The 12,671-nt window shown below is 64.4% G+C and carries 11 protein-coding genes; 10 read left to right on the top strand and 1 reads right to left on the bottom strand.

The annotated features are described in order from the left end of the window. The first annotated feature begins 90 nt into the window (after positions 1-90). Both aspS and QN084_RS00210 read left to right on the top strand, forming a co-directional pair. Positions 91-1,884, top strand: coding sequence for an aspartate--tRNA ligase (gene aspS / locus QN084_RS00215; RefSeq protein WP_069694562.1), 1,794 nt, complete (start codon positions 91-93; stop codon positions 1,882-1,884). 133 nt (positions 1,885-2,017) lie between these two features. After that, entirely contained in the window at positions 2,018-2,833 is an 816-nt protein-coding gene (locus QN084_RS00210; RefSeq protein WP_021470617.1) for a GNAT family N-acetyltransferase, read from the top strand. Between the two features lie 5 nt (positions 2,834-2,838). Here QN084_RS00210 and QN084_RS00205 read toward each other — a convergent pair whose 3' ends face one another. Beyond that, positions 2,839-3,519: an acVLRF1 family peptidyl-tRNA hydrolase gene (locus tag QN084_RS00205; RefSeq protein ID WP_259362191.1), complete on the bottom strand. Its 681-nt coding sequence runs from the start codon at positions 3,517-3,519 to the stop codon at positions 2,839-2,841. Between the two features lie 42 nt (positions 3,520-3,561). Here QN084_RS00205 and QN084_RS00200 point away from each other — a divergent pair, with 42 nt between their 5' ends. From QN084_RS00200 to QN084_RS00165, 8 genes are all read left to right on the top strand, one after another. Further along, positions 3,562-5,031, top strand: a complete 1,470-nt coding sequence (locus QN084_RS00200; protein ID WP_021470615.1) for a replication-associated recombination protein A — start codon at positions 3,562-3,564, stop codon at positions 5,029-5,031. A gap of 213 nt (positions 5,032-5,244) precedes the next feature. Beyond that, on the top strand, positions 5,245-5,865 hold the full coding sequence (gene rpsD, locus QN084_RS00195) for a 30S ribosomal protein S4 (protein ID WP_021470614.1): 621 nt from the start codon (positions 5,245-5,247) through the stop codon (positions 5,863-5,865). A 172-nt stretch (positions 5,866-6,037) separates the two neighbouring features. Further along, positions 6,038-6,412: a DUF948 domain-containing protein gene (locus tag QN084_RS00190; protein WP_021470613.1), complete on the top strand. Its 375-nt coding sequence runs from the start codon at positions 6,038-6,040 to the stop codon at positions 6,410-6,412. 67 nt (positions 6,413-6,479) lie between these two features. Then, positions 6,480-6,692 (top strand): hypothetical protein, encoded by a 213-nt coding sequence (locus QN084_RS00185; RefSeq protein ID WP_021470612.1) that lies wholly within the window; start codon positions 6,480-6,482, stop codon positions 6,690-6,692. 113 nt (positions 6,693-6,805) lie between these two features. Continuing rightward, positions 6,806-9,484 (top strand): alanine--tRNA ligase, encoded by a 2,679-nt coding sequence (gene alaS / locus QN084_RS00180; protein ID WP_069694561.1) that lies wholly within the window; start codon positions 6,806-6,808, stop codon positions 9,482-9,484. Between the two features lie 2 nt (positions 9,485-9,486). Continuing rightward, complete coding sequence (gene ruvX, locus QN084_RS00175) at positions 9,487-10,077, top strand: Holliday junction resolvase RuvX (protein WP_069694560.1); 591 nt, start codon at positions 9,487-9,489, stop codon at positions 10,075-10,077. Next, a complete protein-coding gene (mltG, locus tag QN084_RS00170; RefSeq protein WP_069694559.1) occupies positions 10,074-11,807 on the top strand; it encodes an endolytic transglycosylase MltG in 1,734 nt (577 codons plus the stop codon). The genes ruvX and mltG overlap by 4 nt, the downstream gene beginning before the upstream one ends. After that, a complete protein-coding gene (locus QN084_RS00165; RefSeq protein WP_069694600.1) occupies positions 11,804-12,658 on the top strand; it encodes a shikimate dehydrogenase family protein in 855 nt (284 codons plus the stop codon). Before mltG ends, QN084_RS00165 begins: the two co-directional genes overlap by 4 nt. Positions 12,659-12,671: the final 13 nt, after the last annotated feature.

Below are 12,671 nucleotides of genomic sequence, written 5' to 3'. Positions count from 1 at the left end.
CCCTCAGGGAGCAGCGCTGCCGGGGGCGGGTAAACTCGGACGGGATTGTCTTTGCGGACATCCATCAAAAATTCATGCGAAAGGAATGCTGTGCTGCGCACACATGACCTCGGATCACTTCGTTCCGAGCACATTGGACAAACCGTTACCCTGGCCGGCTGGGTGGGCCGCCGCCGTGATCACGGTGGTGTTGCATTCGTCGACCTCCGTGACGCGTCCGGCGTGGCCCAGGTGGTTGTCCGCGAGGAAGAAGTGTTCCACGGGCTCCGGAACGAATACGTCCTGCAGGTGACGGGTACCGTCAGCAAGCGTCCGGAGGGCAATGAGAACCCTGCGCTGGCCACGGGAGTGATCGAAGTCATCGCGGACAAGGTGGTGATTCTTAACACCTCCGATCCCTTGCCGTTCCAGATTGACGAGCACGTGGAGGTCGGTGAAGAAGCCCGCCTGAAGCACCGTTACCTGGACCTCCGCCGTCCCGGTCCCGCCCGCAACCTGCGGCTGCGTTCCGAGGCCAACCGAGTGGCCCGCGGAATCCTCCACGAACAGGGCTACGTTGAAATCGAGACGCCCACCCTGACGCGTTCGACGCCTGAAGGTGCGCGCGACTTCGTGGTGCCGGCACGCCTGGCTCCCGGATCCTGGTACGCGCTGCCGCAGTCCCCGCAGCTGTTCAAGCAGCTCCTCCAGGTCGGCGGTTTCGAGAAGTACTACCAGATCGCGCGTTGCTACCGCGATGAAGATTTCCGTGCCGACCGTCAGCCTGAGTTCACGCAGCTGGACATCGAAGCCAGCTTCGTCGACCAGGACGACATCATTGCCCTGGGCGAAGCGATCGTTAAGTCGCTGTGGCAGCTGATCGACGTCGAGGTTCCCACGCCCATCCGCCGCATGACCTATCTGGACGCCATGGCCAAGTACGGCTCCGACAAGCCGGACCTTCGTTTCGGCCTGGAGCTGACAGAGCTGACCGAGTTCTTCAAGGACACCAACTTCGGCGTGTTCAAGGCCCCTTACGTTGGCGCCGTGGTCATGCCCGGCGGTGCTTCCCAGGCCCGCCGTGCCCTGGACGCCTGGCAGGAATGGGCCAAGCAGCGCGGCGCCAAGGGACTGGCCTACGTCCTGTACAAGGAAGACGGTGAGCTTGCAGGTCCCGTCGCCAAGAACCTCACGGAGCAGGAACGCGCCGGACTGGCGGACGCCGTCGGTGCCAAGCCCGGCGACTGCATCTTCTTCGCTGCCGGCGAGAAGGGCGCTTCACGGTCGCTGCTGGGTGCCGCGCGCGTGGAGATCGGTCACCGCACCGGCCTGATCGATCCGAACGATTGGGCTTTCGTGTGGATCGTGGACGCTCCGATGTTCGAACCGGCCGCGGCCGCTGTCGCTTCCGGTGATGTAGCCGTGGGAGCCGGTCAGTGGACTGCGGTCCACCACGCCTTTACCTCGCCGAAGCCGGAGTTCCTGGAGACCTTCGATAAGGACCCCGAGTCGGCCTTGTCCTACGCATACGACATCGTGTGCAACGGCAACGAGATCGGCGGCGGTTCCATCCGTATCCACGAGCGTGAAGTCCAGGAGAGGGTCTTCCAGCTCATGGGACTGGACAAGGAAGACGCTGAAACCAAGTTCGGCTTCCTGCTGGAAGGCTTCAAGTACGGAGCGCCTCCGCATGGTGGAATCGCCTTCGGCTGGGACCGCGTCGTGGCCTTGCTGGCTGGCGTGGAGTCGATCCGCGACGTCATCGCCTTCCCCAAGACCGGCAACGGCTTCGACCCCCTGACGGCGGCTCCGGCACCGATCACCCCGCAGCAGCGCAAGGAAGCCGGCGTGGACTTCAAGCCCGAAGCCAAGCCCGTTTCCAAGCCGGCTACCCCGTCCGAGTAAGCAAAAGCCCGGACGACTCCGCAGGCCCCCTGTCACGTGCAGGGGGCCTGCGGCATTTCCGCCACCCTCATCAGGCAGACCGTAACCAGGCGGACCCCACCAGACAGACAGTAACCAGGAAGAGCGGGCCACCATGCTCAAGGCCGGAGAGCCAATAGACCAGGAGTCCCTGGAAGAACTCATGGATGCGGCGTGGCCGGCTTTGGAACATGCCGAAGCAGGGCCGTGGATCCTGCGGGCATCGGAAGGGGTGACCCAGCGGGCCAACTCCGTGTGGCCCCGCGGTGCAGTCGCCCATACCGGGGAGGTCGCGGACGCGCTCCGCAGCGCCGCCGACTGGTATCGGCGGCGAAAGCTCCCGTTGATCCTCCAGACCTTCGATGACGCCCGCAGCGAAGCCCTTCACGACGTCCTGGATACGCAGCGGTTTACGCGGCAATCGGAAACGCTGATCATGGTCCGGGGTGCGGAGCCCTTGGCCCCGGTGCCGCAAAGTCCGGCCCAGCAAGGTCCGGCCCGGCCCGGCGTAGAGTTGTCCGGGGTACCGACGGAGGATTGGCTTCGGCTGTGGTGGGCCGTGGATGGCCGGGGCGGGGAACGGGAACTCGCCGTTGCCCGGGAAATCCTTTCCGGTTGCCCGTCCATTTACGCTTTGGCGAGGGACGACGACGGCAACCCGGCCGCCGTCGGACGCCTTGCCTTGGTTGGCGGTCGGGGCGGTATCTACTGCATGGCCACGGCGGCGGGCCGGCGCAGGCAAGGTTTTGGCTCCCTAGTGCTTGCCGCTTTGCTCGAGGAGGGGACCCGGCTGGGCCTGGACGGGTTTTGGCTCCTGGTGACGTCGGTAAATGCAGGCGCCAGGCGCCTCTACGAAACGGCGGGCTTTCTCCGGCAAGGCAGCTATCTTTACCGTCAGGCACCCTTGCGGCGCGCTCCCGGCGGTTGCTGAGTGGGCTAACGCGGGGGATCAGTTACGGTGATCCGTATCGAGCAGGCATCGGTGGCCGCCTTCGCCAGAACAGCGGTCTTGGGTTCCTGCACGTCCAGCAGGGCAAGGCGCGTCCTGGTGGCGAATGGCTTGGCCGGCCCTTGATTCAGGACCTGGTCCACCAGGGTCTTGTCGCCCCCCGGGACGATGTAGTCGATGCGGTGGGCTGCGAAGATCGCGCCGATGTGGAGTGCTGCCGCTTCAACCAGGGCATCTGCCTGGTTGGACCGGCGACGGGCAAAGCGTTGCTGGGACTGTCCGCCGGCAGACGTGCGTGACTGCACATAGCGGTTACCGCTTTTTGACGCGAGGATCCGTGACCCCGATGCCGCGGCGACGGCGAAACCGCCCCGCCGGATAAGCACAATCCCGAGCCCGCGTTCCTGGCTGGCCAAAGCCGCCAGCCGATCGAGGTCCGTGGCGCCGCGGCCCGGGCGTCCGTCCACCGGCCACGGGGCCCTGAGCAACGCCTCGGCTCCATCGGCTGCGCGCAGAAGGAGGCCGTCGTCGTCGAAATCTTCCTCCACCTGGCCGTGGCTGGCGGAAAAGCGTTCCACCCAACCGTGGAGTCGGGATGCGGGTACCAGGGCGGTCCGGATGGTGGTTTGGGAATCCCTGCGTTGCGGGCCGGGGGTTTGGGGCTCCACGCGAAATGTCTCCTTTATTGGAACTATGAGTAGCCTATCCATGTGGAAGATCTCTTTGGTTCCGGCGCTGCCAGTGATGACGAGTCAGAGGACTCCGCCGCCGCGGGACCTCTCACTGACGCCGGCTGGATGGCTTCGCAGCGTAGCCCCCTTGCCGTGCGGATGCGGCCGCGGACCTTGGACGACGTCGTGGGCCAGCAACATTTACTGGGTCACGGATCGCCGCTGCGGCAGTTGGCGGCCGGAGCCGAGGCCTCAGGTCCCGCCGGCCCCAGTTCGGTCATCTTGTGGGGACCTCCCGGAACAGGTAAGACCACCTTGGCGCACGTGATCGCCAGGGGGCCCGGGCGGAAATTCGTTGAGCTGTCCGCGATCACTGCCGGCGTCAAGGACGTCCGGCGCGTGATGGACGAGGCTTTGACCGCAAGGGACCTCTACAAGAAGACGACCGTCCTGTTCCTTGACGAAATCCACCGGTTCAACAAAGCGCAGCAGGACGCCTTGTTGCCCGGCGTCGAGAACCGCTGGGTAGTCCTCGTGGCCGCAACTACGGAGAACCCGTCCTTTTCAGTTGTTTCGCCGCTGCTCTCCCGGTCGCTCCTTCTGACCCTGAAACCCCTGACGGATGACGACATTTCAGGTTTGCTGCAGCGTGCAGTCGCGGACGCCCGCGGACTTGCAGGCCGCGTGGAACTCAGCGAAGAAGCCTTGGAGCATTTGGTCCGCCTGTCCGGCGGCGACGCCCGCAGGGCCCTGACCGCTTTGGAGGCGGCCGCGGGAGTAGCGTTCGGTGACGCTGACGCCGTCGGGCCTGAGATGCCCGCCACCGACGACGGCGAACCCGGCCTCGCCGGCGACGGCGCACCGGATGCTCCCGTGCTGGTGGAACTGCGCCACACGGAGCGGGCCCTTGACGCCGCGGCTGTCCGTTATGACCGTGCCGGTGACCAGCACTATGACGTCGCCAGCGCATTCATCAAGTCCATCAGGGGCTCGGACGTCGATGCTTCGCTGCATTACCTGGCCCGCATGCTCGAAGCGGGGGAGGACCCGCGCTTCGTGGCGCGCCGCATTGTGATCTCGGCAGCGGAAGACATCGGCATGGCGGATCCCACCGCGCTGCAGACGGCTGTGGCAGCAGCCCAGGCGGTTCAGTTGATCGGCATGCCGGAGGGCAGGATCATCCTGGCCGAAGCGGTGGTCCACCTGGCAACCGCGCCCAAATCCAATGCGGCGTATATGGGCATCAACAAGGCCATAGCCGATGTCCGGGCAGGATACGGTGGAAGCATCCCCATGCATTTGCGGGATGCCCACTACCCGGGCGCCAAGCAACTCGGCCATGGCAAGAGCTACAAGTACGCCCATGATGAGCCGCACGGCGTGGCAACGCAGCAGTACCCGCCGGACGACCTCGTCGGCAAGGACTACTACCAGCCCACGGCCAACGGGGCTGAGCGGGACATCGCCGCGAGGCTGGAACGCTTGCGCCGGATAGTGCGGGGGCAATAACCCCCAAGGCCCGGCGCCGGCTCCGGGTTCCTGCGGGGTAGGCGCTGCGTGGTAGGATATTTCTTTGTCTGGCATGACCCGACGCACAAATCCCTGAAGATTTCTTCGATGGTGCTGTGCCGTGGGCCAGTAGCAAGTGGCAGCGGTTGGCCGATGCTCTCCCTGATGGAGGCCAGTAACACCAACACACCGCAGTAATTTGGAAGGACACAAGTGGCTAACAACACTCGTGCTCGCCGTACCGCACGCCTTTCGCGTGCACTCGGCATCGCTCTGACCCCCAAGGCCGCCAAGTACATGGAGCGCCGCCCGTACGGCCCCGGTGAGCATGGCCGTGCCCGCAAGAAGCAGGATTCCGACTACGCCGTTCGTCTGCGCGAAAAGCAGCGCCTGCGCGCCCAGTACGGCATCCGTGAAGCCCAGATGACCCGTGCCTTCGAAGAAGCACGCCGCACCAAGGGCCTGACCGGTGAAAACCTCGTTGAGCTGCTGGAAATGCGCCTCGACGCCCTCGTGCTCCGTGCAGGTTTCGCCCGCACCATCGCACAGGCCCGCCAGCTGGTTGTGCACCGCCACATCCTGGTTGACGGCGTCCGCGTTGACCGCCCGTCCTTCCGCGTCGGCGAAGGCCAGCTCATCCACGTCCACAGCCGCTCCGAGGTCATGGCTCCGTTCCAGGCAGCAGCTGCCGGTGCCCACGTCCTGGCCACCACCCCGCCGTACCTGGACGTCAAGATCGACGCCCTGCAGGCACGCCTGGTTCGCCGCCCGAAGCGCTCTGAGGTCCCCGTGATCTGCGAAGAGCAGCTCGTCGTCGAATTCTACGCACGCTAAATTTCAGCAGCGTATCCAAAGAAGCCCGTGGCCAAGCCGCGGGCTTCTTTGTCTTTGAACCCCATGCTTCGCAGGTGAGGCGAGGCTTCCTTTGTCTGTAATGTACTGGGGGAGGCCTTGGCCGCCGCGAAGGCGGGTTGAGGCAGTGCAACGACCCTAGGAGATGAGTTCTATGTCTGGTGGCGACATCGCCGGCCTGATTGCAGCAGGGGTTTTTGCGCTCCTGGTTCTGTTGCTGGCAGTGCCTATCCTGAAGCTGGGCGGCGTCTTTGACGAAGTCCGTACGTCCATCCGTTCCATCAGCGACGGCGCGACGCCCCTCATGGACGAGGTGACAGCGACCGTTTCCACCACCAACCAGCAACTGAAGAAGGTTGATGGCATCGCGTCGAACGTCTCGGACGCCTCCGCGAACATCTCTGCCTTGTCGTCGCTGGTTGCGGCAACTGTGGGTTCTCCGCTGATCAAGGTAGCCGCTTTCAGTTATGGCGTGCGCTCTGCTCTCGCATCCAAGCGCACAACGTCCTCCGGCCGCCGCAGCCGCTGAATCCGCACGGCCGCTTGACTGCAGCCTGAATACTCAAGGGAGACACGTCGTGAAGAGAATTGTTTGGATGGGAATCGGCGTTGCCATCGGTGTCATTGCCTTCCGGAAGGTCACCGAAGCGCAGGCGAACATCGGTCCTGACGGGCTGAACCGGGCAGTCGGACGCCTGGCAGATGGCTTGTTCGATTTCGCCGATGCTGTCCGTGCAGGCATGCACGAACGGGAGGCGGACCTGAGGTCGGCCCTGGGGATCGACGCCCCGGACTCCGGCAAGCGGTAGCGGCAGGTTCGCACGCGGGCCCGCAACAGGGCAGAATGGATAGCTGCGGAACGGCACCGGCCGGAACCGCGCACAACATGTGCAGTGAATTGAGAAGGGTAAGTAATCAGCCAATGAAGTCGCAGGAGATCACCAAGCGCTGGGTGGACTTTTTTGTCAGCAAGGGTCACACAGCCGTTCCCTCCGCGTCGCTCGTTTCCAGCGACCCGTCACTTCTCTTCACTGTGGCCGGAATGGTGCCGTTCATCCCTTACCTCACCGCGCGCGAAGAGCCGCCCTACAGCCGGGCAACCAGTGTCCAGAAGTGCATCCGCACAGGCGACATCGAAGAAGTCGGCAAGACCGCCCGCCACGGCACGTTCTTCCAGATGTGCGGCAACTTCTCCTTCGGCGACTACTTCAAGGAAGACGCCATCAAGTTCGCTTTCGAGCTGCTCACCAAGAGCGTCGACGACGGCGGCTACGGACTTCCGGCCGAACGCCTCTGGGTGACTGTCTACGAGGAAGACGACGAAGCCAAGGAGCTGTGGCTCAAGAACACGGCGATCCCTGCCGAGCGCATCCAGAAGATGGGCAAGTCGGATAACTACTGGCACACCGGCCAGCCCGGTCCTGCAGGTCCCTGCTCGGAAATCTACTACGACCGTGGTCCGGACTACGGTGTCGAGGGCGGCCCTGTTGCCGACGAGAACCGTTACATCGAGATCTGGAACCTCGTGTTCATGCAGTACCAGATCGAGAACGTCCGCTCCAAGGTGGACTTCGACATCGTTGGCGAACTGCCCAACAAGAACATCGACACCGGCCTGGGCATGGAGCGTCTTGCGATGATCCTCCAGGGCGTCGAGAACATGTACGAGACCGACCAGGTCCGGCCCGTGATTGACAAGGCAGCCGAACTCTCCGGCAAGGAATACACTTCCGCCGAAACCGATGAAGATCCGCACCACACCGACGACGTCCGTATGCGTGTTGTTGCAGACCACATCCGTTCCGCCCTGATGCTCATTGCCGACGGGGTTGCCCCGTCGAATGAAGGCCGTGGCTACGTTCTTCGTCGTTTGATCCGCCGCGCCGTCCGGGCCATGCGCCTGCTGGGTGTGGAGTCCGCCTGCCTCCCCGAGTTGCTCCCGGTCTCCCGCGATGCCATGAAGGGCGTCTACCCCGTGGTCGAGACGGACTTCGCCCGGATCAGCCGCATCGCCTACGCCGAAGAAAAGGCATTCCTCCGCACCATCGCCTCAGGCACCGCACGGCTGGAAGATGCCGTAGCGGAATCCAAGGCCGCCGGCGTTCCGCTGTCCGGTGCCGAAGCCTTTACCCTCCATGACACGTACGGCTTCCCGATCGACCTGACCTTGGAGATGGCCGAGGAAGCGGGCCTGAAGGTTGATGAGGCCGGATTCCGCGCCCTCATGCTCGAGCAGCGCCAGCGTGCCCAGGCAGATGCCAAAGGCAAGAAGGGCGGCCATGCCGACCTCAGCGCTTACCAGGAAATGCTGGGTGAAGGTGAAACCGTCTTCACCGGGTACGAAGAACTGGAAGGTGAGTCGAAGGTCCGGGGCATTGTCAGCGGCGGCCAGCGGGTTGCCCATGCCTCCACAGGCGACGAGATCGAGCTGGTCCTCAACGAAACGCCGTTCTACGCCGAGGCCGGCGGGCAGGCTGCGGATACGGGCCTGATCACCGGCGACGGCTTCGTCGTCGAGGTCCTCGATGTCCAGCGTCCCGTCAAGGGACTGAGCGTCCATAAGGCGATTGTTCGTGAAGGTGAAATTGCCGGCGACGCCGTGGTTCGTGCCGCCGTCGACCGTGAACGCCGCCACGCCGCTGAGCAGGCACACACTGGAACGCATATTGTGCACGCCGCCCTGCATCAGATCCTGGGGCCGGAAGCAACCCAGCGCGGTTCGTTCAACAAGGCCGGCTACCTCCGCTTTGACTTCGCCTGGGGCGAAGGGCTGAGCGCTGCCACGCGCTCGGAGATTGAGGAAGTTTCCAACATCGCGATCCGCAATAACTTCCGCGTCGACACCAAGGTCATGGGCCTTGCCGAAGCAAAAGCGCTGGGCGCCATGGCTCTGTTCGGCGAGAACTACGGCAGCGAAGTCAGGGTTGTGGAGATCGACGGCGCGTGGTCGCGTGAGTTGTGCGGTGGCACCCACGTCTCCAACACCTCGTTGATCGGCAGCCTCTCGCTCTTGGGCGAGCAGTCTGTCGGATCCGGAAACCGCCGCGTTGAGGCGTTCGTGGGCTTGGATGCCTTCCGGCACCTGGCTGCCGAACGCGCCCTCGTCACCGAGCTCACCGAGCTGCTGAAGGTACCGTCCGGACAACTGGCGGACCGTATCGCCAGCACCCTGAACAAGTTGAAGGCGACCGAGAAGGAACTTGACCGGCTCCGCAAGGAACAGCTGGCAGCTGCAGCGGCCAACTTGGTGGGTTCGGCCCGCGACGCCGCAGGCGTACGCGTGGTTGCCCACGACGCCGGCCAGGTCGGCGGCGCGGATGACCTCCGCAACCTGGCCCTCGACCTTCGCAACCGCCTGGGTTCGGAAGCCTCAACGGTGGCCGTGGCCGGCGTGAGCAACGATCGTCCCATCATCCTCGTTGCCACTAATGAGGCAGCCCGCGAGGCGGGTGTCAAAGCCGGTGCGCTGGTTCGACTCGCTGCCGGGATCCTCGGTGGTGGTGGCGGCGGCAAGGACGACGTTGCCCAAGGCGGCGGCACCGACGCTGCAAAGGTCTCCGATGCCCTTGCAGCCGTGCTTGACGCGATAGCCAAGCGCTGATTGTGAGTTCCACTACCGATGCCGGCGTCTATCCCCGCGGCACCAAGCTGGGGGTGGACGTCGGCACCGTCAGGGTTGGGGTCGCCATGTGCGATCCCGATGGAATCCTTGCCTCCCCGCTCAAGACCCTCAGCCGTGACCTCAAGAAGAACTCGGACGTCCGGGTCCTGGTGAAGCATGTCATCGAGCAGGGGGCAGTCCAGGTTTTCGTGGGCCTGCCACGGACCATGAAGGGCGAGGAGCGCGGCTCAGCTCAGATGGCTGTGGAGTACGCCGAGCTGCTCGCGGACGCGTTGGTCCAGGCGGGTGTGAGGGTGCCGGTCAACTTGGTCGACGAGCGCTTGACCACCGTGACGGCGCACCGCAACCTGCGTGAAGCTGGCATGAGCAGCAAGAACCACCGTAAAGTGGTTGATCAGGTTGCTGCTGCTGGAATACTGCAGCACGCGATCGACATGCAAAAAGCCAGAGGAACGGACGTTGGCCGCCGCGTGCAGGCGCCGTCGCAGTCCGATGCATCAGGCGGTGCCCCAACACTGCCGGCCTCCTCAGGCAGCCAACCTGATTCTTCTACGAGGGGACTGCAACTGTGAGCCCGGTCAATAACGACCCCTCCAGCACCGGTGGCGGCAGTATGCCGCTGACCCGCAAAGAACTGCGGGCACGCGAGCGATTCCTCGCCACGCAGAACCAAAACGTCGTACCCGTTCCGGAAGCGACTCCAGGAGCGGCCGGTGCCCCGGCTGCGGATGAGCCGGACCTTCCCCGTCCTGTACCTGCGGTCCCCAATGCCGCAGCTGTACGACGGGATGTCCAAGCGGCGCCGGCGCCCCAGCGCGAGCCAGTGGTGCCTCCCGCCCCGGCAGCCGCACCTAAGGTCGCTCCAGCAGCCCCGGAGCGCGAGCCCGAGCCGCACGACGAGACCCAGGCCCATGGTGCGGCCACTACGAGCCTTCCGGCGGTTCCCGAAGCAGCCCCGGGCCAGGACCGCGCTGGGCACGATGGTTCTGTGCATCAGGATGGCGCAGCCCACGATGGCGCGGACCACCATGCGGATGCTGCCCACCACGACGACGCAGCCCACCACGACGACGCAGCCCACCACGACGGCGCTGCCCACCACGGTTACGCAGAGCACCACGACGGTGCAGTCCACCACGGTTACGCAGAGCACCACGATGACCATCATGACGCGCACGCCCATGATGACCACGCGCATGAGCTCATCACCACGGTAGAAACCCCCGTTTCGAAGGCCGCTGCCCGCAAGGCCCGCCGCCGCCGTCGGGTTCTGGCTCTGCTGATCACGCTGGCTGTCTTCGTCACCGCCATTGTGGTGGGTGCGCAGTTCCTCAAGCCGCTTCTGGGTATGGACAAGGTGACGGATTACCCCGGACCGGGCACCGGCTCCGTCACCATCACCGTTCCCGAGGGAGCCGGCCCCAAACAGGTGGCCGCGGAACTCGCTGCGAACAAGGTGGTTGCCGACCCGGATACCTTCGTGAAAGCGTTCCTCAGCGAAGGCGGCGAATTGTCGCCGGGCGAGTTCACTTTCCGCACCGAAATGAAGAATTCCGACGCCGTGGCAGTCCTGTCCAACAAGGACGCCTCCAAAGTCATCTACTTTGCTTTGAGCGCGGGCCTGCGTATCAACGAGTCCCTCGAGGCCATTTCCAAGGGATCCGGAATTCCCCTTCAGCAGCTGAACGGTTTCAACCAGGCGCCCAGCCAGTTCGGGCTCCCTGCCAAGGCAAAGAACCTTGAGGGCTTCCTGGCCCCCGGTGAATACCGTTTCCCCCTGGGAACCTCCGGCAAGGACATCATCCAGACGCTGGTCACTGCCACGTTGGATGAGCTCAAGGCCCAGGGAATCACCGATCCCGCCAAGCAGTATGACGTTGTGACGATCGCCAGCATCGTCCAGGCCGAGGGTGGCCAGGCGGACTACGGAAACGTCGCCGGCGCCATCTATAACCGCCTGAAGCCCAATAACACGGAAACGAACGGCCTCATCCAGTCGGACGCCACGGTGACTTATGGGCTGGGCAAGAAGTCCTTCCACCTCACCGAGGAAGAGAAGGCGGACAAGTCCAACACGTACAACACCTATGCGAATACGGGCCTGCCCGCCGGGCCGATCGGTTCGCCGGGCAAGACTGCCATCGACGCGGCCGCCAAACCCACGCCCAACGATTACCTCTACTGGGTAACCATCAACCTGGACACCAAGGAGACCAAGTTCTCCAAGACGCTGGCCGAGCACAGCACCTACGTTGAGCAGTACAACGCATGGTGTGCGGCCAACGCGGGTCGGTGCGTGTGAGCCGCCGGGCAGCAGTTCTCGGGCACCCGATCTCACATTCAAAATCCCCGGCGATGCATACTGCGGCCTACGCAAAGCTGGGCGTGGACATCGGTTACACCGCAATTGACCTGACGGCGGACATGCTTCCGGCATTCATGGAATCGGTCCGTGCGGACGAGTCATGGTGCGGCCTTTCGGTCACCATGCCGTTGAAAACCGCAATGGTCAGGGAAGTTGACGAGGTCAGGGGAGCGGCAGCCCACTTGGGCGTCCTCAACACCGTTGCTTTCGAGAACGACGGCGGTTCGGTCCGGCGGGTCGGGTACAACACGGACGTTGCGGGGATCGTGGAGGCGGTCAGGTACGCCGGCGTCGCGACGAGCCCCCATGGCGCGGTGCTGGGCGGCGGCGGAACCTCTGCAGCCGCGATTGCGGCACTCCGCGGGTTGGGAGCCGACCACGTTGACGTCTTTGTCCGCGATGTCTCCCGGGCCAGCGACGCCGAAGCCGCTGCTGCCGCCGTCGGAATCGGCTTGTCCGTCAGGCCGCTGGTCCAGGCGGCAACCGCCATAGCCGGTTCGGACCTGGTGATTTCCACCTTCCCGCCGCGGGCAGCGGATGGCCTGGCAGATGAACTTGGCGCCCTGCCCGGAACCTCGGGCGGGGTGTTGCTGGATGTGGCCTACGATCCCTGGCCCAGCCGGCTGGCCGAGCAATGGCACCGGCATGGGGGAGTCGTGGTCCCGGGCCTGGAGATGCTGATGTACCAGGCGGCAGAGCAGATCCGGCTTTTCAGCGGCTGCACGATGGATAGCGCCGTCATAGATGTGATGTGCGACTCAGTCGGACTTCCCCGACGAGTCTTCTAGAGGCCTTACATGG

The organism is Paenarthrobacter sp. R1, from assembly GCF_030264015.1.
GTDB lineage: Bacteria > Actinomycetota > Actinomycetes > Actinomycetales > Micrococcaceae > Arthrobacter > Arthrobacter ureafaciens.
Note: the sequence above shows the minus strand (reverse complement) of the source record. Positions and strands in the feature narration are given on the sequence as shown.

Coding starts and splice junctions, on each gene's coding strand:
- QN084_RS00210 (WP_021470617.1), top strand. CDS start 2,018: ATGCTCAAGGCCGGAGAGCCAATAGACCAGGAGTCCCTGGAAGAACTC.
- QN084_RS00190 (WP_021470613.1), top strand. CDS start 6,038: ATGTCTGGTGGCGACATCGCCGGCCTGATTGCAGCAGGGGTTTTTGCG.
- QN084_RS00185 (WP_021470612.1), top strand. CDS start 6,480: ATGGGAATCGGCGTTGCCATCGGTGTCATTGCCTTCCGGAAGGTCACC.
- alaS (WP_069694561.1), top strand. CDS start 6,806: ATGAAGTCGCAGGAGATCACCAAGCGCTGGGTGGACTTTTTTGTCAGC.